This is a genomic window from Amycolatopsis bartoniae (assembly GCF_014191255.1).
GTDB classification, from domain to species: Bacteria; Actinomycetota; Actinomycetes; order Mycobacteriales; family Pseudonocardiaceae; genus Amycolatopsis_E; species Amycolatopsis_E bartoniae.
The window spans coordinates 858,377-879,271 of record NZ_JACHWH010000002.1 but is presented as its reverse complement, the minus strand read 5'-3'; the positions used below and the strand labels follow the sequence as shown (position 1 = coordinate 879,271).

Annotated in this window: 22 protein-coding genes; 15 read left to right on the top strand and 7 right to left on the bottom strand. The window is 71.0% G+C overall.

What is annotated here, in order from left to right:
* The first annotated feature begins 32 nt into the window (after nt 1–32).
* The 7 genes from nucS (at nt 33) to dhaM (ending at nt 6,283) form a co-directional block, all read left to right on the top strand.
* Nucleotides 33–692, top strand: a complete 660-nt coding sequence (gene nucS, locus FHX82_RS16120; RefSeq protein ID WP_183176652.1) for an endonuclease NucS — start codon at nt 33–35, stop codon at nt 690–692.
* Nucleotides 693–906: 214 nt separating this feature from the next.
* On the top strand, nt 907–2,607 hold the full coding sequence (locus FHX82_RS16115; protein WP_145935662.1) for a sodium:solute symporter family protein: 1,701 nt from the start codon (nt 907–909) through the stop codon (nt 2,605–2,607).
* Nucleotides 2,608–2,620: 13 nt separating this feature from the next.
* Nucleotides 2,621–2,902: a hypothetical protein gene (locus tag FHX82_RS16110; protein ID WP_145935663.1), complete on the top strand. Its 282-nt coding sequence runs from the start codon at nt 2,621–2,623 to the stop codon at nt 2,900–2,902.
* 45 nt (nt 2,903–2,947) lie between these two features.
* On the top strand, nt 2,948–3,925 hold the full coding sequence (locus FHX82_RS16105) for a DUF3558 domain-containing protein (RefSeq protein ID WP_145935664.1): 978 nt from the start codon (nt 2,948–2,950) through the stop codon (nt 3,923–3,925).
* 60 nt (nt 3,926–3,985) lie between these two features.
* Nucleotides 3,986–4,987, top strand: coding sequence for a dihydroxyacetone kinase subunit DhaK (dhaK, locus tag FHX82_RS16100; RefSeq protein ID WP_145935665.1), 1,002 nt, complete (start codon nt 3,986–3,988; stop codon nt 4,985–4,987).
* Between the two features lies 1 nt (nt 4,988).
* Entirely contained in the window at nt 4,989–5,606 is a 618-nt protein-coding gene (gene dhaL / locus FHX82_RS16095) for a dihydroxyacetone kinase subunit DhaL (protein WP_145935666.1), read from the top strand.
* A complete protein-coding gene (dhaM, locus tag FHX82_RS16090) occupies nt 5,603–6,283 on the top strand; it encodes a dihydroxyacetone kinase phosphoryl donor subunit DhaM (protein ID WP_145935667.1) in 681 nt (226 codons plus the stop codon). The genes dhaL and dhaM overlap by 4 nt, the downstream gene beginning before the upstream one ends.
* A gap of 191 nt (nt 6,284–6,474) precedes the next feature.
* Here dhaM and FHX82_RS16085 read toward each other — a convergent pair whose 3' ends face one another.
* Nucleotides 6,475–6,684: an FmdB family zinc ribbon protein gene (locus tag FHX82_RS16085; RefSeq protein WP_145935668.1), complete on the bottom strand. Its 210-nt coding sequence runs from the start codon at nt 6,682–6,684 to the stop codon at nt 6,475–6,477.
* Between the two features lie 57 nt (nt 6,685–6,741).
* On the opposite strand from FHX82_RS16085, the gene FHX82_RS16080 reads away from it, so the two are divergent.
* Complete coding sequence (locus tag FHX82_RS16080; RefSeq protein ID WP_145935669.1) at nt 6,742–7,875, top strand: alkaline phosphatase family protein; 1,134 nt, start codon at nt 6,742–6,744, stop codon at nt 7,873–7,875.
* Nucleotides 7,876–7,901: 26 nt separating this feature from the next.
* Here the strand turns inward: FHX82_RS16080 and FHX82_RS16075 are convergent, their stop codons facing one another.
* Nucleotides 7,902–8,468: a TetR/AcrR family transcriptional regulator gene (locus tag FHX82_RS16075; RefSeq protein ID WP_308431618.1), complete on the bottom strand. Its 567-nt coding sequence runs from the start codon at nt 8,466–8,468 to the stop codon at nt 7,902–7,904.
* Nucleotides 8,469–8,596: 128 nt separating this feature from the next.
* Between FHX82_RS16075 and FHX82_RS16070 the strand changes: the two genes are divergently transcribed.
* Entirely contained in the window at nt 8,597–10,027 is a 1,431-nt protein-coding gene (locus tag FHX82_RS16070) for an MFS transporter (protein ID WP_229881399.1), read from the top strand.
* A complete protein-coding gene (locus tag FHX82_RS16065) occupies nt 10,028–10,318 on the top strand; it encodes an Rv1322 family protein (RefSeq protein ID WP_145935671.1) in 291 nt (96 codons plus the stop codon). It abuts the gene before it with no gap.
* 148 nt (nt 10,319–10,466) lie between these two features.
* Here FHX82_RS16065 and FHX82_RS16060 read toward each other — a convergent pair whose 3' ends face one another.
* Nucleotides 10,467–10,964 (bottom strand): GNAT family N-acetyltransferase, encoded by a 498-nt coding sequence (locus FHX82_RS16060; protein ID WP_308431619.1) that lies wholly within the window; start codon nt 10,962–10,964, stop codon nt 10,467–10,469.
* Nucleotides 10,965–11,004: 40 nt separating this feature from the next.
* On the opposite strand from FHX82_RS16060, the gene FHX82_RS16055 reads away from it, so the two are divergent.
* On the top strand, nt 11,005–11,751 hold the full coding sequence (locus tag FHX82_RS16055; protein WP_145935673.1) for an alpha/beta fold hydrolase: 747 nt from the start codon (nt 11,005–11,007) through the stop codon (nt 11,749–11,751).
* Here the strand turns inward: FHX82_RS16055 and FHX82_RS16050 are convergent.
* The gene (locus tag FHX82_RS16050; protein ID WP_229881402.1) at nt 11,748–12,539 is read right to left on the bottom strand and encodes a phosphotransferase enzyme family protein; all 792 of its coding nucleotides are present in this window, start codon (nt 12,537–12,539) and stop codon (nt 11,748–11,750) included. The two genes, FHX82_RS16055 and FHX82_RS16050, sit on opposite strands and share 4 nt — an antisense overlap.
* Nucleotides 12,540–12,648: 109 nt before the next feature.
* On the opposite strand from FHX82_RS16050, the gene ctaD reads away from it, so the two are divergent.
* The 4 genes from ctaD to FHX82_RS16030 all read left to right on the top strand — a co-directional run bounded on the left by ctaD (nt 12,649) and on the right by FHX82_RS16030 (nt 16,992).
* Nucleotides 12,649–14,433, top strand: coding sequence for an aa3-type cytochrome oxidase subunit I (gene ctaD / locus FHX82_RS16045; protein ID WP_145935674.1), 1,785 nt, complete (start codon nt 12,649–12,651; stop codon nt 14,431–14,433).
* Between the two features lie 96 nt (nt 14,434–14,529).
* Entirely contained in the window at nt 14,530–15,759 is a 1,230-nt protein-coding gene (serB, locus tag FHX82_RS16040; protein WP_145935738.1) for a phosphoserine phosphatase SerB, read from the top strand.
* Complete coding sequence (locus FHX82_RS16035; protein WP_145935675.1) at nt 15,756–16,511, top strand: peptidyl-tRNA hydrolase; 756 nt, start codon at nt 15,756–15,758, stop codon at nt 16,509–16,511. The genes serB and FHX82_RS16035 overlap by 4 nt, the downstream gene beginning before the upstream one ends.
* Before the next feature lie 76 nt (nt 16,512–16,587).
* Complete coding sequence (locus tag FHX82_RS16030) at nt 16,588–16,992, top strand: OsmC family protein (protein ID WP_145935676.1); 405 nt, start codon at nt 16,588–16,590, stop codon at nt 16,990–16,992.
* Between the two features lie 485 nt (nt 16,993–17,477).
* On the opposite strand, the gene FHX82_RS16025 is transcribed toward FHX82_RS16030, so the two are convergent.
* The 3 genes from FHX82_RS16025 to FHX82_RS16015 all read right to left on the bottom strand — a co-directional run bounded on the left by FHX82_RS16025 (nt 17,478) and on the right by FHX82_RS16015 (nt 20,866).
* Nucleotides 17,478–17,987, bottom strand: coding sequence for a thioesterase family protein (locus FHX82_RS16025; RefSeq protein WP_183176651.1), 510 nt, complete (start codon nt 17,985–17,987; stop codon nt 17,478–17,480).
* 446 nt (nt 17,988–18,433) lie between these two features.
* Nucleotides 18,434–18,769 carry a hypothetical protein gene (locus tag FHX82_RS16020; RefSeq protein WP_145935678.1) on the bottom strand — a complete coding sequence of 112 codons (336 nt, stop codon included), beginning with the start codon at nt 18,767–18,769 and terminating at the stop codon, nt 18,434–18,436.
* A 51-nt stretch (nt 18,770–18,820) separates the two neighbouring features.
* Nucleotides 18,821–20,866 (bottom strand): ATP-dependent DNA helicase, encoded by a 2,046-nt coding sequence (locus tag FHX82_RS16015; RefSeq protein ID WP_145935679.1) that lies wholly within the window; start codon nt 20,864–20,866, stop codon nt 18,821–18,823.
* Nucleotides 20,867–20,895: the final 29 nt, after the last annotated feature.

The window sequence follows — 20,895 nt, the reverse complement described above, 5'->3', positions numbered from 1 at the left end:
AGTGTGCCCAAGGCGTCTTCTACCCTCCTCGGGTGCGCCTCGTGATCGCTCGCTGCCAGGTCGACTACGCCGGCCGCCTGACCGCCCACCTGCCGATGGCCACCAGGCTGCTGCTCATCAAGGCCGACGGGTCCGTGTCCATCCACTCGGACGACCGGGCGTACAAGCCGCTGAACTGGATGAGCCCCCCGTGCTGGCTCATCGAGGACGGCGACATCTGGACGGTGCAGAACAAGGCCGGCGAGAAGCTCGTGATCAGCATCGAGGAGCGGATCGACGAGGTGACGCACGAGCTGGGCGCCGAGCCGGGCCTGCAGAAGGACGGGGTGGAGGCTCACCTGCAGGAGTTGCTGGCCGAGCACATCACCACCCTCGGCGAGGGCTACTCCCTCGTGCGCCGCGAATACCCGACCGCGATCGGCCCGGTGGACATCATGGCCCGCGACGCCGAGGGCCGGTCGGTGGCGGTGGAGATCAAGCGCCGCGGCGAGATCGACGGGGTGGAGCAGCTGACCCGGTACCTGGAACTGCTCAACCGGGACCCGCTGCTGGCGCCGGTGCAGGGCGTGTTCGCGGCGCAGCTCATCAAGCCGCAGGCGCGCACCCTCGCGGAGGACCGGGGAATCCGCTGTCTGACGCTCGACTACGACAAGCTGCGCGGCACGGAAAGCGACGAGTTCCGCCTGTTCTGAGGGCTTCCCGTCAAGCCCATCCGAGCTGCCCTTTTCCCCCTTCTTCGAGTTGCCGAACCCCGCCGGACGCGGTTGGCTGCTCACAGCCTCGGTCTCAACATGGACAAGGCGCACCGGCGAAGTTCACATGTCCGAACGCCAGGTAGTAATGTGCGCTCGTCAGCTTGATCCTGGTGTTTCTTGTTGAATGGTGTTGACTCGTGGAGGTGCACCGGTGCATGTCCTAGCCGCAGCGAACCTGCGACTTGATGCGAGCGCGATCGACTACGTGTTGCTCGCGTTCTACTTCGTGCTGGTGCTCGGCATCGGCTACCTGGCCCGGAGGCAGGTCTCGACCAGCCTCGACTTCTTCCTGTCCGGACGATCCCTGCCCGCCTGGGTGACCGGTCTGGCCTTCATCTCCGCGAACCTCGGCGCGATCGAGGTCATGGGCATGTCGGCGAACGGCGCGCAGTACGGCCTGCCGACCGCGCACTACTTCTGGATCGGCGCGATCCCGGCGATGCTGTTCCTCGGCGTCGTGATGATGCCGTTCTACTACGGCTCCAAGGTCCGCAGCGTGCCGGAGTTCATGCTCCGCCGCTTCGGCCCCACCGCCCACTGGGTGAACGGCGCCAGCTTCGCGCTCGCGCAGATCCTGATCGCGGGCGCGAACCTGTACCTGCTGGCCAACGTCGTGAACCTGCTGCTCGGCTGGAGCATCTGGGTCTCGATCATCGTCGCCGCGGCGATCGTGCTGGTCTACACCGCGCTGGGCGGGCTTTCGGCCGCCATCTACAACGAGGTGCTGCAGTTCTTCGTCATCCTCGCCGCGCTGATCCCGCTCACCATCGCCGGCCTGTACAAGGTCGGCGGCTGGCACGGCCTGGTCGACAAGGTGACCAACAGCCCCGGCGGCACGCCGCAGCTGCACTCGTGGCCGGGCAACCAGCTGACCGGCTTCGGCAGCAACTTCCTGTCCGTCCTCGGCCTGGTGTTCGGCCTCGGCTTCGTGCTCTCCTTCGGTTACTGGACCACGAACTTCGTCGAGGTCCAGCGCGCGATGGCGTCGAAGAGCATGTCCGCGGCCCGCCGCACGCCGATCATCGGCGCGTTCCCGAAGATGTTCATCCCGTTCATCGTGATCATCCCGGGCATGATCGCCGCGGTCAGCGTCACCGAGCTGATGGGCCAGAACAAGCAGGCGCTGCTGGACGGCAAGTCCGCGCCCAGCGGCGCGACGTTCAACGACGCGCTGCTGCTGCTCATGCGGGACGTGCTGCCGAACGGCATCCTCGGCGTCGCGATCGCCGGCCTGCTCGCCTCGTTCATGGCGGGCATGGCGGCGAACCTGAGCTCGTTCAACACGGTGTTCACCTACGACATCTTCCAGACCTACATCAAGAAGAACCGGCCCGACTCGTACTACCTGACGACGGGCCGCGTGGTCACCGTGGTCGCGACGCTGCTGGCGATCCTCACCGCGGCCATCGCTTCGACCTACTCGAACCTGATGGACTACCTGCAGACGCTGTTCTCCTTCTTCAACGCGCCGCTGTTCGCCACGTTCATCCTCGGCATGTTCTGGAAGCGGATGTCGAAGTCCGCGGGCTGGTCCGGTCTGGTGCTCGGCACGGCGGCGGCCGTCGTGATCTTCGTGCTGAGCAAGACGGGCGCGCTCAACCTGCCCGGCCAGGGCACGAGCTTCGTGGCGGCGATCGCGGCGTTCGTGGTCGACATCGTGGTCAGCGTCGTGGTCACCATGTTCACCCCGGCCAAGCCGGAGTCGGAGCTGGCGGGCCTGGTGTACTCGCTGACGCCGCGCGACACGCTCAAGCACGAGACCACCGGCGAGGACGCGGGCTGGTACCGCAAGCCCGTGCTGCTGGCGGGCATCGCCCTGGTCATCACCATCCTGCTGAACATCGCCTTCTAGGAGGACGACAGCCATGGCAACCCCAACCACCTCTCGGACGCGCAAGGCGGGCGCGTTCGACATCCGGCTGATCATCGCCCTGCTGACCGGCGTGTACGGCATCGTGCTGACGATCATGGGCGCGGCGGTCACCGACGACGCGGACATCGCGAAGGCGGGTGGCGTCAACATCAACCTGTGGGCCGGCGTCGGCCTGCTGATCTTCACCGCGCTGTTCGTGGTGTGGGCGCTCGTGCGGCCGATCCGCGTGCCGGAGGAACCCGCCGCGGAAGACAACACCCCCGCGGCCGAATAACAGGTTCGACGTACTGGGCGAGGCCGGTGCGGTTACGGTGCAGGCGTGCGTTTTCCTGCCCGTTCCGCCCGGCCTCGTCTCGTTGCGACGGTACTGCTGGCGGCGCTGCTCGCCACCGCGTGCGGCCCCGACCTGAGCAAGCAGAACTTCCCGCGCACCACGGTCACCGCCTCGGTCGCCCCGGACGGGCCGATCACCGACGCCGCCGTCTCGCTCGCGGCGCTGCGGACCGTCGACCCGTGCGCCCTGCTCGACGCCTCGGACCTCGCCGACCTCGGCAGTGTGGACACGAGCTCGCAGGACACCTCCTCGCTCGGCCAGTGCTCGGCCGACGTCACCGACGCGGGCGGCAAGAAGATCCACGTCAGCCTGCAGCTCGACGACATCGCGGTCAGCACCGGCGACACCTCCGGCACTGTCGAAGGTCTGCCGCTGCGCGTCTCCGGACCGGACGGGAACCTGTGCACGGCCACGGCCCTGACCTCGCGGAGCCCGGGGTACGGGATCTCCGTCGGCGTCACCTACGAGGGCGGCGACCCGTGCGGGGCGGGGCAGACCGCGCTGCGGAACGTGGTGCGGCGCCTGCACGGCAGCCCCACCAAGCTGTCGCGGCCCGCCGGTTCGCTCCTCGACCTGGACTTCTGCACGCTGGTCGACCAGACGACGATCACGAACGTGCTCGGCCGCGGCTCCGACCCCACCCCGTACGGCATGCACGGGTGCACCTGGGACGGTGGTGCCGCCACCGGTTACCTCGACTTCGACGAGAAGGTCCTGCCCTCCGCCGACGACGGTGAGACCCCGGTCGACCTCGGCGGCGGCGTCACCGGCTACCAGAAGCTCGACACCCATTCGGGCAAGGAGTGCACGGTGGAGTGGCTGCACCGGCCGACCTCGGACGGTCACGGCGAGGTGGTGTCGTTCGAGTACGACAACTTCCACGACGACGCCGGGAACGACGACGCGTGCGGCAAGGCGCTCACGGTGGTGCACGCGCTGCTGCCGAAGCTCCCGCACCCGTAGCGCGGCCAGGGAAACGAAGGTAGACAGAAGGCGGTAGATCGAAAGCCAACGGAGGCGCGCATGAAGAAGGTCATCAACGATCCGGCGGACGTGGTCACCGAATCCCTGCGTGGTTTCGCCGCAGCGCACGCGGACCGCGTGCGCGTCCAGTACGAACCGGACGTGGTGGTCCGCGCCGACGCCCCCGTGGCGGGCAAGGTCGCGATCATCTCCGGTGGCGGTTCCGGGCACGAGCCACTGCACGCCGGTTTCGTCGGCCCCGGCATGCTCGACGCGGCCGTCCCGGGCGCGGTGTTCACCTCCCCGACGCCCGACGCCGTGCAGGCCGCGGTCACCGCCACCACTTCCGACGCGGGCGCGCTGCTGATCGTCAAGAACTACACCGGCGACGTGCTCAACTTCGAGACGGCCGCCGAGCTGGCCGCCGCCGAGGGCCTGGACGTGCGCAGTGTCGTGATCGACGACGACGTGGCCGTGGCGGACTCGACGTTCACCGCGGGTCGCCGTGGCGTCGGCGGCACCGTGCTGCTGGAGAAGCTGACCGGCGCCGCGGCGGCGCGCGGCGACTCGCTGGACGCGGTGGAAGCGTTGGCGCGCAAGGTGATCGGGCAGGTCCGCTCGATCGGTGTCGCGCTCACCGCGCCGACCGTCCCGCACGTCGGTGAGCCCAGCTTCTCCCTCGCCGACGACGAGATCGAGTTCGGCATCGGCATCCACGGCGAGCCCGGGCGCGAGCGGATCAAGATCGAGCCGGCGAACGCACTCGTCGAGCGGATGCTGAACGCCGTCGTCGAGGACCTCCCGTTCGCCGAGGGCGACCGGGTCCTGCTGTTCACCAACTCGATGGGCGGCACCCCGCCGGTCGAGCTGTACCTGGCGCACGGCATCGCCGAACGGCTGCTGGCCGACCGCGGCATCGCGGTCGAGCGGCGGCTCGTCGGGCCGTACATCACGAGCCTGGAGATGCAGGGAATCAGCCTGACACTGCTCAAACTGGACGATGAGCTGACCGAGCTGTGGGATGCTCCCGTCGACACCGCCGCACTGCGCTGGAGGGCCTGACATGAGTTGCACCGCGAACGGGGTCGCGGCTGCGTTGCGTGCCGCCGCGAAGGTCGTCGCCGAACACCGCGCCGAGCTGGTCGAGCTGGACCGCGCGATCGGCGACGGTGACCACGGCGAGAACCTGAACAGGGGGTTCGCCGCGATCGTGGCGTCCCTCGACGCCGCGGTACCGGACACGCCGGGCGCGGTGCTGAAACTCGCCGCCACCACGTTGATCTCGAAGGTCGGCGGCGCGGCGGGTCCGTTGTACGGCACGGCTTTCCTGCGTGCGTCCACAGCGGTCGGCAACGCGTCCGAACTGGACGCCGCCGCCGTGGTCGCGGGCCTGCGGGCCGCGCTGGAAGGCGTGCAGGCGCGGGGCAAGGCGGTCGAGGGCGACAAGACGATGGTCGACGCGCTGCTGCCCGCGGTCGCGGCCGCGGAGAAGGGTACGGACGTCGCGTCGGTGCTGCAGGCGGCCGCGGAAGCCGCGGCGCGGGGTGCGGAGTCCACAGTGGACCTGGTGGCGCGCAAGGGCCGGGCGTCGTACCTGGGGGAGCGCAGCGCGGGTCACCTGGATCCGGGTGCGCGCTCCACGTCGTTGCTGCTGGGCGCGTTCGCGGAGGCGGCCCGGTGAACCGCGTCGGACTGGTGTTGGTGTCCCACAGCGCGAAGCTCGCCGAGGGGCTCGCGGAGGTCGCCGCGCAGATGGCGCCCGACGTGACGATCGAAGCCGCGGGCGGGCTCCCCGACGGCGGTATCGGCACGGACTACGACCGGGTCGTCGCGGCCGTGCAGCGGGCGGACGGCGGCGCCGGGGTCGTGTTGCTGTACGACCTGGGCAGCGCGCAGATGACGGCCGAGCTGGCGGTCGAGTCGCTGGCCGACCCGGAGGCGGCGGTGGTGGCCGACGCGCCGTTCGTCGAGGGCGCGGTGGCCGCCGCGGTCGCGGCGCAGGGTGGGGCGAGCCGGGCGGACGTGCTGTCCGCGGCGGCGGCCGCCGCGGCGCCGGACCTGGAGGCGCCGCAGGACACGGCAGGGGCGGACGCGCAGAGCGTCGAGCTGGAGCTGCGCAACGAGGTCGGCCTGCACGCCCGGCCGGCGGCGGTGCTGGCGCGCAGCCTGGCGGGCATCGAGGCCGACGTCAGCGTGGCACTGGGCGAGCAGGAGGCCGACGCGCACAGCGTGCTGGCGCTGATGTCACTCGGGGCCCGCAAGGGCGACCGGATCGAGGTCCGGGCCCGCGGCGCACAGGCAGCTCAGGCCCTCCGCACCGTCCAGGACCTCGTCGAGAGCAACTTCGGCGAGGAATAAAGAGGGTTTTCAAGGCTTGACGGCCGGTGCGGGTAGCGGAACCTGAGGAAGCTTCTCGCTCCGGGATCGCCGACTCATGACCTCCAGGTCACCACGTCGGCGCTGTCCTCGCGAGAAGCTCCCTCAGAACCCGCGGCGGTGCCGGTTGACGGCCCCACCTGAAGCGGCTGGCCGCCGTCCACTGTGGAGTGTCAGTTTCCGCAGCCGCAGGCGCCGCCGCAGCAGCCGCCGCCCGTGGGGGCCGGGGCGCCGGCCGAGCCGGTGAGGGCCACGGTGGTGAGCAGCTTGACGGTGTCCGCGTGCCCCTCCGGGCAGGTCGCGGGCGCGGCGGACTCGCTCATCGGGCGGTTCACCTCGAAGGTCTCCGTGCACTCGCGGCAGCGGTAGGCGTAGGTCGGCATGCCGCCATTATCCCGCTGGAAGTGCGCGGCGGGAGGGGTCCCTGCCAAGCTGGGACCGTGGAGCTGCCTACCGTCGGAAACCGCCCCCACCTGGCGCAGGTCGTGCCCTCCGTGCTCGCGGTGCTCGGGGTGCCCGGGTTCGCGAACACGCTGGACCTCCCGACGGTGTCGGCTGCCTGCGTGCTGCTCGTCGACGGGCTCGGCTGGGAGCTGCTGGAGCAGCACGCGGCCGACGCGCCGGTGCTGGCGGCGTTGAACCGCAGCCCGCTGCAGGTCGGCTATCCGTCCACGACGGCGGCGGGGCTGGCGGCGATCGGCACGGGCGTCGCGTCGGGCGAGCACGGCATGACGGGTTACACCTTCGAGGTGCCCGGGGCGGGCGTGCTGAACGCGCTGCGCTGGTCCGGGCACCCGGGCGGGCCGGACCTGCGTGACCGGCTGCCGCCGCAGGACGTCCAGCCGCTGCCGACGACGTTCGCGCGGGCCGCGGCGGCGGGGGTGCGGGCGACTGTCGTGTCGGAGGCCCAGTTCGCGAAGTCGGCGCTGACCGAGGCGGTGCAGCGCGGGGGCGAGTACGTGGGGGTGCACGCGCTCGGGGACCTCGCCGCGTCGGTGCTGCGGGTGCTGGAGACCGCGCCCGGGTTCTGCTACGCCTACCACAGCCAGCTCGACCAGCTCGGGCACCTGTACGGCCCGGGCTCACCCGCCTGGCGGATGCAGCTGCGCCAGGTCGACCGGCTCGTCGAGTCCATTGTGGACGGGCTGACGCCGGGGCGGGCGCTGGCGGTGGTGGCCGACCACGGAATGGTGGCGGTCGACCGGACGGCGGTGGACCTGGACGCGATGCCGCAGCTGCTCGACGGCGTGCGCACGATCGCGGGCGAGGTGCGGGCGCGGCACGTGTACGCGCGGGAAGGGGCGCTGGCGGACGTGCTCGCGGCGTGGCGCGCGGAGCTGGCCGGCTGCGCCTGGGTGGTGACGCGCGACGAGGCGATCGAGGCGGGGTGGTTCGGGCCGCGGGTGAGCGACCGGGTGCGGCCGAGGATCGGAGACGTCGTCGTGGCGGCCCGCGACCGCTTCGGCCTGCTCCGTCGCGAGGCGGAACCGATCGAGTCGTCGCTCATCGGCCAGCATGGCTCCCTCACGACCGCCGAACAGCTGGTCCCGCTGGCGCTGGCCCACCGCGAGTGAGCCCGGGCGGCGGCGTTACCCAGCCCTCACTGCGGCCGTAGACCGTCCAGCATCACCGTCAGCAGGCGTTCCGCCGCGTCGGGCGTCGCCTCCGTGGCCACGCCTATGCCGTGCGCCATCAGCTGCAGGTCGCGCGGCCGCACGTCCTGCCGGATCGCGCCCGCGTCCTGCGCCGCCTTCACCAGGGTCGCCGCAGCCTCGTTGAGCTTCGTCTTGCACAGGGCGAACCCCTCCGCGTCGCGGTCCATCGCGGCCTTGAGCTTCGCCGCGAGACCGCGCTTGTGCAGCGCGAAGCCCACCTGCACCCGCAGCCACTCGGTGAGCGCCTCACCGGGCTCCAGCCGCTCCGCGAGGTCGTACGCCTGGTCGGCCAGGGCCTCGAGGTCCGCCCGGTACACCGCCGCGATCAGCTCCTCCCGGTTCGGGAAGTGCCGGTACAGCGTGCCCGGCCCCACGCAGGCCCGCCGCGCCACGTCGTCCAGCGGCGCCTCGGGCCCGTGCTCTCGGAAGACCTCCCGCGCCACCTCGACGATCCGCTCGTAGTTGCGGCGGGCGTCGGCGCGCATCGGGCGTGGCGTCGGCGTTGATCCCACGGACCCTCCTCCTGGAAACGGACGGAATCTCCGAATAGGGTTGCACAACCGGAGACATCCTCCATATGATAGCTCCATGGAAGCGGAGAGTCCGTCCGCTTGATTTCGCGCATTCACTGGAGCACTTCTTGCCTGAAAGAACGCTGTCCGCGAACGCTGCGGCGCTCGCCCCGGACGTCCGGCCGCACCGGCCCGGCATCGTCCTGGCCACCCTGCTGGCCTGTCAGCTGATGATCATCCTCGACGCCACGGTGATGAACGTGGCGCTGCCGCGCATCCAGGCCGACCTGCACTTCAGCGCGACCTCGCTGTCCTGGGTGATCAACGCCTACACCCTCGTCTTCGGCGGCCTGCTGCTGCTCGGCGGCCGCGCGGGCGACCTGTTCGGCCGCCGCCGCGTCTTCATCGGCGGCCTGACGCTGTTCACGCTCGCCTCGTTCGCCGGCGGCTTCGCCGAGTCCTCGACGTGGCTGCTCATCGCCCGCATCGCGCAGGGGCTCGGCGCCGCGGCCGCCGGACCGAGCACGCTCGCCCTGCTCACCACCACGTTCACCGAACCCAAGGCGCGGCTGCGCGCCCTCGCCCTGTTCTCCGGCATGGCCAGCGCCGGTTTCGCGGTCGGCCTGATCCTCGGCGGCCTGCTCACCGAATGGCTGTCGTGGCGGTGGGTGCTGTTCATCAACGTGCCCTTCGGCGTCGCGGCGGTCGCGCTCGCCGCACGTCATCTCCGGGAGCCGGAACGCCACCCGAGCAGGCTCGACCTGCCCGGCGCCGTCACCGCGACGGGTGGCGTGGCCGCCGTGGTGTACGGCTTCATCCGTGCCGCCAGCGACGGTTGGGGCGATCGCACCACGCTGCTTTCGCTCGCCGCGGGCGTCGTCCTGCTCGTCGTGTTCTTCGTCGTCGAGCTGCGCACCGCCCAGCCGCTGCTGCCACTGCGCCTGTTCGCCGACCGCAACCGGGCATCGGCGTACGCGAACTTCTTCCTCGGGCCGATGGCGGGGATGTCGATGTTCTTCTTCCTCGCGCAGTACGTGCAGGAGGTGCGCGGCTACGGGGCACTCGCGACCGGGTTCGCGTTCCTGCCGATGGCGCTGCTGGTGTTCGGCACGAGCCGGCTGATCCCGCGCCTGCTGCCGCGCTTCGGGCCCAAGCCGGTCGCGCTCGTCGGCACCACGCTGATGGCCGCCGGGCTGGTGCTGCTGACGCGGCTTTCCGTGGACAGCGGGTACTTCCCGCTGCTGCTCGTGCCGATGCTGCTGATGGGGCTCGGCATGGGGCTGGCCTTCTCGCCGCTGAACGTGATCGTCATGGCGACCGTGCCGCCGCGGGACGCGGGCGCGGCGGGCGGGGTGCTGCAGACCATGCAGCAGACCGGCGCGACCCTCGGCCTGGCGATCCTGGTCACCGTCTTCGGCTCCGCGACCCGGCACGCCACCGGCTCACCGCGGGAGGTTCTGGTCACCGGCATGACGCACGCGTTCGTCGTCTCGGCCGTGATCGCCGGGCTCACGTTCCTCGTCGCGCTGACGTTCCGGCGCCCCAGTACTGTGCGGTAGGTGCCGCGCCGCAACAAACCACACCGTGGCCGTCCCGTCGAGCTCGGGGCGGCCACCGGCTGGGCCCGCACGGAGTCCGGTTCGGACGGCGAGTGGCTCGTGCGCACGGTGCCCGGCAGCCAGGCCACGAAGATCTACCGCTGCCCTGGCTGCGACCAGGAGATTCCCGCCGGCGTCGCGCACGTGGTGGCGTGGCCCGCGGACGAGACGGGCTCGGTGGCCGACCGCAGGCACTGGCACCGGGCCTGCTGGCAGGCACGCGAACGCCGCCGTCCCACTCGGAAGCGTTAACGAGCGGTCAGCGATCGCAACCGCTGCGTGGCCATGCGCAGGATGTCGCGCACGCTCACTTCGGCGGTCTCCCGCTGGTCGTGCCGGGCCTGGCGCGCGGCCCTGTGGCCGTAGGCCGGGATTTCCCTTGCGGCACACGGTCAAGTTCTCAGTCCCGGCGGAAGTGGCGCGTGATGGCGCCTTCGTGGAGCGTCTCGGCGAACGTCGCGAACCCCAGCCGCTTCGCGACGTTCAGCGACGGCTGGTTCGTCACGCTCACGCTGATCTGCACCGGGTACTCCGGTACCGCCTCCTCCGCCCACGCGATCACCGCCTCGGCCATCTCCGTCGCGTACCCGCGGCCCCACGCCTCGGGGAGGAACCGGTAGTAGAGGTTCAGCACCTCCTCCGCGCCGAACACCCGCAGCTGCAGCCCCCCGACGCCGAGCACCTGCCCGGACAACGCGCGCACCGGCAGGTAGCCGAACCCGTGCGTGGCCCAGTCGTCGAGCCACGAGTCGAACTTCGCGTCACTCTCCTCCTCGTCCGGCGGCCTGGGGTGGTGCACGTTGGTCCTCGGGTCGGTCTGGATGCGCACCACGTCCGCACGGTCGGCTTCGGTGAGCCGGCGCAGCAGGAGCCGCTCGGTGCGGATCTCGGAGAACACAGGCAGGACGCTAGCGCGCCCCTCCGACAGAATGGGCGTCATGGCCGACCTCCCGCTGCTCCTACTGCACGCCTTCCCCGTCGACGCCCGGATGTGGAACTCCGTGCGCGCGCCGCTGGCCGCCCACGGCCGGTTGATCACGCCGGACCAGCGGGGCCTCGGCCGCACGCCGCTGCCGGACACCGACCGCGCGCCCAGCCTGGAGGACGCCGCCAGAGACGTGGTCGCGCTGCTGGACCGGCTGGAGCTCGACCGGGTCGTGCTCGGTGGCTGCTCGATGGGCGGGTACGTGACCATGGCGGTGTTGCGGCTCGCGCCCGAGCGGGTCGGCGGGCTGGTGCTGGTCGACACGAAGGCCACCGCCGACGCGCCGGAGGCCGCCGAGAACCGTGAGCGCGTCGCGGCGCGGGCCGAGGCCGAAGGCGTGCGGGGCTGGCTCGCGGACTCGATGTTGCCGAACCTGCTGTCCGAGCGGACCCGGACCACCCGCCCGGACGTCGTGGAGACGGCGCGGGACCTCATCGAGTCGCAGCCGCCGTCCGGTGTGGCGTGGGCGGCACGCGCGATGGCCGCCCGGCCCGACTCCACCGACGTCCTCGCGGCGGCGGACGTTCCGGCGCTCGTCGTCGTGGGGGAGGAGGACGGCCTGACCCCGCCCGAGGCGGCGCGGGCCATGGCGGACGCGCTGCCGAAGGCGGAGCTGGCCGTGCTCGGCGGCGCCGGACACCTCACGCCGTTGGAGGCTCCGGAGGCGCTGGCCGAGGCGGTACTGGGGTGGTGGCGTTAGGCGAAGTACTCCGCCGCCGCGGCAAGCGCTTCGCCCCGCCGCTCCGGAAACCGCCGCGCTATCACGAAACGCCAGCAGACCCCGTACAGTCTCCGCAGCCGCCGGTACTCCGGCAGGCCCTCGACCTCGCCCGGATAGTCCGCCGCCGCACCGTCCGACGAGTTCGCCAGGCACGCCACGTCCCACGCGAGCGGGCCCCGCCAGCTGTCCTCGAAGTCCAGCCACTTCGGACCGTCGGCCGTGCCCATCAGGTTCCCGGTGTGCGCGTCGCCGTGCAGGGGCTGCACGGGCAGGTCCGGCAGCTCCGCCAGCACCCGCGCCACCTCGTCGCGCACGCGGCTGTCCTCGACGTACTCCAGCCACCGCGCCAGGTCCACCGCCGGGCCGCATTCCCCGTACTCGCCCGGAAACTCCGCCAGTACCGCGTGCAGCTCGGCGAGCAGCACGCCCACCCCACTCGGCACGGACGCGGTGCCGGGACGTGTGAAACGCCACAGCGTCACCGGAAGTCCCTGCGCGAAGTGCGGACCGGGGTTTTCGAAAGGCGGAATGACCGGTGCCTCCCGCTCCGCGAGGAACGTCGACAATGCCACGTCACGGGCCATCCAGTCGGCCACCGGGTCACGGGCCAGCAGGGTCGTCGCGGGCACCCTCGCCACCGCCGGACCCAGCCTGACCAGCACGTTCGACTTCCAGGCGAGCACCTCGGGGTCGTCCACGGGCAGCCCAAGCCGTCGCCCCACGGCGACCGCGGCGGCCAGTGCGCGGGCCACGTACGGGTCGTCCACTGTGTGATCCTCCCAGCCGGTGCGCAGCGTTGTCGGTACCGGGGGATACGATCCGATCGGCTGCCGAGGCGGCCGAGGACAGACAACGAGGCAAGTCTTGGAGGCAGGAGTGACAGCCGTAGCCCCGCAGCCGATCGCTACGCGGCCGTACCCGGCGCGCGAGGCGGCGAAGGGTTCGTTCCTGCTGCGGTTGTTCCGCACGACGGACCACAAGCAGATCGGCGTGATGTACCTGGTCACGTCCTTCGCTTTCTTCATGATCGGTGGCGCGATGGCGATGCTCATCCGCACCGAGCTGGCGCGTCCCGGGCAGCAGTTCCTCTCGAACGAGCAGTACAACCAGCTGTTCACCATGCACGGCACGATCATGCTGCTGATGTACGCGACGCCGATCCTGTTCGGGTTCGCGAACTTCGTCATGCCGCTGCAGATCGGCTCGCCGGACGTGGCGTTCCCGCGGCTCAACGCCTTCTCGTACTGGCTGTACCTGTTCGGCAGCACGATCGCGGTGTCGGGCTTCCTGACGCCGGGTGGCGCGGCCGACTTCGGCTGGTTCGCCTACACCCCGCTGTCGGACGCCATCCACTCGCCGGGCATGGGTGCCGACATGTGGATCGCCGGCCTCGCCGTCTCCGGTCTGGGCACCATCCTCGGCGCGGTCAACATGGTCACCACGATCGTGTGCCTGCGCGCGCCCGGCATGACGATGTACCGGATGCCGATCTTCACCTGGAACATCCTGGTCACGTCGCTGCTGGTGCTGATCGCGTTCCCGATCCTCACCGCCGCGCTGATGGGCCTGCTGGCCGACCGGCACATCGGGGCCCACGTGTTCGACCCGGCCACCGGCGGGGTGATCCTGTGGCAGCACCTGTTCTGGTTCTTCGGCCATCCCGAGGTGTACATCGTCGCGCTGCCGTTCTTCGGCATCGTGTCCGAGATCTTCCCGGTCTTCTCCCGCAAGCCGGTGTTCGGCTACAAGGGCCTGGTCTGGGCCACGCTGGGGATCGCGGCGCTGTCGGTCGCGGTGTGGGCGCACCACATGTACGCCACCGGCGCGGTGCTCCTGCCGTTCTTCTCCTTCATGACCTTCCTGATCGCGGTGCCGACCGGCGTGAAGTTCTTCAACTGGATCGGCACGATGTGGAAGGGGCACCTGACCTTCGAGACGCCGATGATCTTCTCGATCGGCTTCCTGGTCACGTTCCTCTTCGGTGGTCTGACCGGCATCCTGCTGGCCGCGCCCGCGATCGACTTCCAGGTGTCGGACAGCTACTTCGTGGTGGCGCACTTCCACTACGTGCTCTACGGCACGATCGTGTTCGCGACCTTCGCCGGGATCTACTTCTGGTTCCCGAAGATCACGGGCCGGATGATGGACGAGAAGCTGGGCAAGCTCCACTTCTGGACCACGTTCATCGGCTTCCACACCACGTTCCTGGTGCAGCACTGGCTCGGCGCCGAGGGCATGCCCCGCCGGTACGTCGACTACCTGGCCAGCGACGGCTTCACCACCCTGAACACGATCTCCACGATCGGCGCGTACATCCTCGGGGCGTCCACGCTGCCGTTCATCTACAACGTGTTCAAGAGCTACCGGTACGGCGAGATCGTCACGGTGGACGACCCGTGGGGCTACGGCAACTCGCTCGAATGGGCCACCAGCTGCCCGCCGCCGCGGCACAACTTCACCGAGCTGCCCCGGATCCGTTCGGAGCGGCCGGCGTTCGAGCTGCACTACCCGCACATGGTCGACCGGCTGCGCCACGAGGGTGAGATCACCTTCACCGGTAAGCCGAAGGAGCACGAGGGCGGCTACAAGGCCCCGTCGCAGCTGCTCACCGAGGCGGCCATCCCCGGTGACCACGACAAGGACAACGCGGCGGAGCAGTGACCCGGATCTGAAGGCGGCGGCCCGGTGCGTGTGGTTCACGCGCCGGGCCGCCCGTCTGTCCGGCACCGAAACGGAGGAAAGAGCACAGTGCACGAGCTGACCCCGGTCCTGATCACCACCACGGGCCCGGACAAGCCCGGCGTCACCTCCGTGCTGTTCGCGGCGCTCACCCGGCACGGGGTCGACCTGCTCGACGTCGAGCAGGTCGTGATCCGCGGCCAGCTGGTGCTCGGCGTGCTCGTCGGGGTCGGCGACGACCCCGAGGGCCTGCAGGAGGCGGTCGAGCAGGCCATGGCCACGGTCGGCATGACGGTCGACGTCCGCGTCGGCGAGGCCATCGGGGAGGACCCGTTCGCCCCGGCGCGGCAGGGCTCGACGCACGTCGCCGTCGTGCTGGGGAGGCCGTTGAGCGCCCGCGCGTTCACCGACGTGGCCCGCCGCCTCGCGGCCCTCGGCGCGAACATCGACGCGATCCGGCGGATCGCCGACTACCCGGTCACGGGGCTCGAAGTGCACCTGTCGGTGCCCCGCGACACCGACCAGTCCGATGTGGAGCTCCGCTCGGTGCTGGCGGACGTGGCTTCCAGCGGTGGTCTGGACATCGCGGTGGAGCGGGCCGGGCTGGCGCGCCGCGCGAAACGGCTCATCGTGTTCGATGTGGACTCCACGCTCGTGCAGGGCGAGGTCATCGAGATGCTCGCCGCGCACGCCGGGGTCGAGCCGGAGGTCCGCGAGATCACCGAGGCCGCGATGCGCGGGGAGCTGAACTTCACCGAGTCGCTCGAACGGCGGGTGCGGCTGCTCGAAGGGCTGCCCGAGTCGGTGCTCGACGAGGTCGCCGACGCGATCCTGCTCACGCCGGGCGCGCGCACCACGGTCCGCACGCTCAAGCGCCTCGGTTTCCGCTGCGGGGTGGTGTCGGGCGGGTTCACGCGCATCATCCAGCGCATCGTGGACGACCTGCAGCTCGACTTCGCGGCGGCGAACGAGCTGGAGGTCGTGGACGGCAAGCTCACCGGCCGGGTGGTCGGCGAGATCATCGACAGGGCGGGCAAAGCGACCGCGTTGCGCCGGTTCGCGGGTGAGTACGGCATTCCGCTGGCGCAGTGCGTGGCGGTCGGTGACGGCGCGAACGACATCGACATGCTGCGGGCGGCCGGGATGGGCGTGGCGTTCAACGCGAAGCCCGCGCTGCGGGAGGTCGCGGACACCGCGTTGTCCCACCCGTACCTCGACGCCGTGCTGTTCGTGCTCGGCGTGACCAGGGCGGAGGTCGAGGCCGCCGACGCGGCCGACGGGCTCGAACTCCTGCGGCCGACGTTGTGAGCGTCCTGGCGCCGTTGGCCGCCCGGTACGCCGAATGGCTCGGGTTGCCCGCGGAGGAGACGGCGCTGCCCGAGGCGTCGCCGGAGCAGGTGCAGGCGATGCCGGTGATCCTGCACATGGAGAAGTCGGCGCCGCCCGCGCGCACGCCGTTGCTGGAGGCGGCGGCCACCGCGGCGCTGGCGGTGTGCCTGGACGAGCGCGCCGAGCCGGGCGGGGAGTGGCACGAGGCCGTGCACGCCTGGGTTTCCGGGCACATCAGGAAGGTTTCGCGGCGCGCGCGGGGCCTGCACTGGCGGGTGGCGCAGGAGTTTCCGGGCGTCACGGTGACCGTCGGCGGCGCCGAGGCGCGGGCGCTGGTGCCGGGCCGGGTGGTGGACGTGCCGAAGGAGATCGCGCGGCTGCAGATCCAGGGCAGCGACCTGCCGCCGGACGAGCCGCCGCCCGCGCCGGACGACCTGCCGGTGCTGCTGCTCAACCCCGAGGTGGCGATGACGGTTGGCAAGGCGTCCGCGCAGGTCGGCCACGGCACGATGATCCTGGCGTCGCTGCTGTCCGAAGAGGAGCTGGCGTCGTGGCGCGAGCGCGGTTACGCCTGCGCCGTCCGCACGCCGAGCGTGGCGCTGTGGAAGCAGCTCCACCCGGGTGACGACCCGGAGGGCGCGTGGCGTTCCCGCCGGGTGGTGGCGGTCCGGGACGCGGGCTTCACGGAGGTCGAGCCGGGGACGGTCACGGTCCTGGCGCAGTTCCGCTAGCTGGACCTGCGCGCACTGCCGGGAACAAGGCGGTGCGGGTGGTGGTTCTCGCCGGTAGGAATCCGGAGGGAGCGAGATGGGTCTCGAAGTTGAGCGGGTCGGCGAGCACGAGTTCGTGGGGCGCAACGAGCGCGGTGCCGAGGTGCGGCTCGGCCGCAAGGGCGCCGAGGGGGCGTTCTCGCCCGCGGAGCTGCTGCAGGTCGCGGCGGCGGGCTGCTCGGCGGTCACCGCGGAGGAGCTGATCACGCGCCGCGTGGGGGAGGACTCGAAGTTCCGCGTGGAGGCGTCGGCCGACCGCCGCGAGGGCGCGTCGGAGCTGGACGCCGTGCACGTGAAGTTCGACTTGGACGTCTCGGCGCTTGCCGAGGCCGACCGGAAAGCGCTTGCGCTGGCCGTGGACCGCGCGATCGAGAAGCTGTGCACGGTGAGCCGGACGCTCAAGAAGGGCATCCCGGTGACGGAGGAGTTCCCCACCGCCTGATCGACCGCGCGCGGGAGGACGCAGGTCAAGGCGTATGCGGCGGCCAAGCCTGGTGGCGCGGTACGACAGCGGGCCGCTGGGGCCGGAGGTGGTGGACGTCCGCGTCACCCACTGCGGGGTCTGCCACACCGATGTCGACCTGATCGACAACCACCAACGGGATCAGCCGCTATCCCCTCGTGGCGGGGCACGAGGCGGTCGGGGAAGACGTCGGGCAGATCGAGGTGGGCGACCGGGTCGGCATCGGCGCAGGCCGCGCCGTTGCTGTGGGCCGGCACCGGGCACCTAACAGGACGCCTACGAGCTGGGCGCCACCGCGTTCGTCGCCTCCGGCGAGCCCGGCGCGGTCGAACAGGTGGCGAGGAGCTTCGACATCGTGCTGCCCGCCTTCGAAAAGGCGGCCGCGGGCGGCTAGGTACCGCCGGAAACCGATAGACACCTCGCCCGCCGGGTGCTGCCCGGCGGGCGAGGCGCGTCATCGGTGCTTACTGGCTGACTGGTTCCTGCCGGGGCTGAGTGGGAATCACCGCGGCGTGCTTCGGCGCGATCCGGCGGGCCTCGAAGTCGGCCTTGTGCACGACGGCGAAGGCCATCCAGCCGTCGCCCACCACCCCGTGGGAGTCCTCCACCACGACCTCCCACTTGCTGTAGGAACCCCGGGCCTCGGTGCAGCGGACCGTGAACGTGACCTCCGCGCCGATCACCACCGGCGCCCGGTGGTTCAGCAGCTGGCCACTGCCGACCGAGCAGTAGCCCTCCGGCATGTTCTCCAGCAGGGCCACCATGCAGTACTGCTCGCAGAGCTTGACCAGCACGTACGACGCCACCACGGGCGGTTTGTCGGACCACTCGCGGCCCGGCCCGCCCTGCTGCACGCAGTCGGCGGCCTGCGTGACGTACCGCGACTGCCGGACCGTTCCGACCTGGGCGAGCGCCGGCCGCCGGGGCGTCCGCCGGCTCAGCTTGAGCAGGTTCACGTTCGCCAGCAAAGGCATTTTCGCTCTCATTGCCTACGCGGCCGTCGGAATCGGTGCGAATTCGGCGAGGACCGCCGCTGGAAGGGCTTCGTCCGTGGGGAAGTAATAACGGACCACGGGTCGAGCATGTGGTGCGGACTCCGGTTCAACAGAAAGTACTGAGGCAAAAGGAAGGCTGAGGCGCACAAGGCGGCGAGAGCGACAATGCTCGGTGGACGGCCGGTGACAGGATTTCCGGCCGGAATGAAAAGGAAAGCGACAAGGCGTCGTAGCCGACGCCGGCTACATGATCAACGTTAGAAGTCGCCTCTTGTGCCGTCAAGCAGCTCGATCTGCCGGAAACGTTAAATGTCGATGACCACTGCCGAACGCCGGAACACCGGAAGAGGGGCAGCTCACAAGCCGGCGGAACCGTAAAGGAATGGTCTGCTTTTCGTATTGGCGAACTAGCTGCGCGCGGGCAGCTAGTTCGCCTTCCAGACCACGTAGGCCTCGTCGGCGTCGGTGGTCATCGCCTCGACGAACTTCTCGTTGTCGAAGCCCGGCAGGGTCTGCAGGCGCTCGATGAGCGCGTCCGCCGCCGGATCGCCGCTGGGGACCGCCGTGCCGTTGCCGTTCGCGCCGGCGAGCATCAGGAACACGTCCTCGTTCCACGGGCCCTCGGGAATCACCCTGACCACCACCGCGGACAGCTCCGCCCACGTGACCGACTCCTCGCGCCCGTCGGCGAGCTGACGGCGCACCCCGATGTCGTCGACACTGACCGAACGCGATCGCGCGCGAGGCGAGTCCTGGGACACGGTCCTCCTTAGTCCAAGTTCAGTCCACGGTAGCGCGCCCGGCCCGCGGCTTCAGGCCGGGGCGGCGGCGTCCAGCCTGCGCAGGGCGGCTCGCGCCACCTCCGGGTCCGTCGTGGGCCAGAACGGCGGCAGCGAAGCCTTCAGGAATCCCGCGTACCGGGCGGTGGCCAGCCGTGAGTCGAGCACCGCCACCACGCCGCGGTCGGCGACCGACCGGTGCAGCCTGCCGGTGCCCTGCGCTAGCAGCAGCGCGGCGTGCGTGGCCGCCACCGTGAGGAAACCGTTGCCGCCCCGGGCTTCCACCGCCCGCTGCCGCGCCGACTGCACCGGGTCGTCGGGGCGGGGGAACGGGATCCGGTCCACGATCACCAGCTGCAGCGACGGCCCGGGCACGTCCACGCCCTGCCACAGCGACAGCGTGCCGAACAGGCACGTGCGCGTGTCCTCGGCGAACTTGCGCACCAGCAGCGCCGTGGTGTCCTCGCCCTGGCACAGGATCGGATGCTTGACCCGGTCGCGCAGCTCCTCCGTCGCCTGCTTCGCCGCGCGCATCGACGAGAACAACCCGAGCGTGCGGCCGCCCGCGGCGTCGATCAGCTCCGCGATCTCGTCCAATGTGGACGGTGGTAGGCCGTCGCGGCCCGGTGCGGGCAGGTGTTTCGCCACGTACAGGATCCCGTTGCGACGGTGGTCGAACGGCGAGCCGACGTCGATGCCCGTCCACTTCAGATCCTCGCCGTCCGTGGGCGGCGCCTTGTCCGTGGCCGTGCCCTCGGCCTTTTCCACCTTCGCCTGCGGCGGCAGGCCCCACTGCCGCGCCAGCGTGTCGAACGCGCCGCCGAGCGTCAGCGTGGCCGACGTGAGCACCGTGGTGGTGGCGCCGAACAGCCGCTCCCGCAACAGGCCCGCCACCGACAGGGGCGCGACGTGCAGCGACGGCGGGCGGTTGCTCATCCCGTACCGGTCCGCGGACAACCACACCACGTCGCGCTGGTGCGCGGTGTCCTCGTCGAACGCCTCCAGCAGCCGGACCGCCGTGTCGTGGACCTCTTCCACCTGCGAGCGGGCGAGCTTGCGCGCCGTCGCCTCGTCGACGTCCTCCTTGCGGTCGGAACCCAGCGCCGACAGGCACGCGTGCGCCCCGTCGCGGACCGCCGCCACCGCGTTCCCCAGCGCCTTCGGCAGCGAGTCGATCCGGCCCGGCTGGAGGTCTTCGAGGATCATCGCCAGACCCTCGCCGGACTCCTCCAGCCGGTCGGCGATGTCGGCGTCGATGAGCTTTCCGCAGCGGCGCACGGCGATCGCGACCATCGAGGCCGTCAGCTCGCCGGTGGCCACGGACGTGACGCGGTCGACCAGCTCGTGGGCCTCGTCGACGATCACCAGGTCGTGCTCCGGCAGCACCTGGTAGCCCTGCAGCGCGTCGATCGCGAGCAGCGCGTGGTTGGTGACCACCACGTCGGCCCGCCCGGCCTCCCCGCGCGCCCGCTCGGCGAAGCAGTCGGTGCCCACCGGGCAGCGCGACACGCCGAGGCACTCGCGGGCGGTGACCGACACCTGCCGCCACGCCTGCTCCGACACGCCGGGCACCAGCTCGTCGCGGTCGCCCGTCTCGGTGTCGGACGACCACTCGCGCAGCCGCTGCACCTCCTTGCCGAGACGGGACACGGCGAACGGGTCGAACAGGCCCGGGTCCTCGGGCTCCTCGGGCGCCCCGCTGTCGAGCCGGTGCAGGCACAGGTAGTTCCGGCGGCCCTTGAGGATCGCGAAGGTGGGCTCGCGGCCCAGCGGCTTCTTCAGCGCCTTCGCGAGCCTCGGCAGGTCGCGGTCGACCAGCTGGCGCTGCAGCGCGATGGTGGCCGTCGACACGACGACCGTGGTGTCCTTGACGATGGCGTGCCGGATCGCGGGCACCAGGTACGCCAGCGACTTGCCGGTGCCCGTGCCGGCCTGCACCGCCAGGTGCTCGCCCGTGCGCAGCGCCCGCCCGACCGCCTCGGCCATCTCGACCTGCCCCGGGCGCTCCGCTCCGCCGAGCGCCTCCACGGCGTGCGTGAGGAGCTCGTTGACACCGGGGGGATCAGTGGGGGACGGCACGGGAAGCAACGGTACCGGCCCCCACCGAC

Bases quoted from the DNA above. Each gene is read 5' to 3' on its own strand.
- dhaL (WP_145935666.1), top strand. From the start codon at position 4,989: ATGAGTTGCACCGCGAACGGGGTCGCGGCTGCGTTGCGTGCCGCCGCG.
- FHX82_RS16025 (WP_183176651.1), bottom strand. From the start codon at position 17,987: ATGCCTTTGCTGGCGAACGTGAACCTGCTCAAGCTGAGCCGGCGGACG.
- FHX82_RS16030 (WP_145935676.1), top strand. From the start codon at position 16,588: ATGGGTCTCGAAGTTGAGCGGGTCGGCGAGCACGAGTTCGTGGGGCGC.
- dhaK (WP_145935665.1), top strand. From the start codon at position 3,986: ATGAAGAAGGTCATCAACGATCCGGCGGACGTGGTCACCGAATCCCTG.
- FHX82_RS16110 (WP_145935663.1), top strand. From the start codon at position 2,621: ATGGCAACCCCAACCACCTCTCGGACGCGCAAGGCGGGCGCGTTCGAC.
- FHX82_RS16055 (WP_145935673.1), top strand. From the start codon at position 11,005: ATGGCCGACCTCCCGCTGCTCCTACTGCACGCCTTCCCCGTCGACGCC.
- FHX82_RS16085 (WP_145935668.1), bottom strand. From the start codon at position 6,684: ATGCCGACCTACGCCTACCGCTGCCGCGAGTGCACGGAGACCTTCGAG.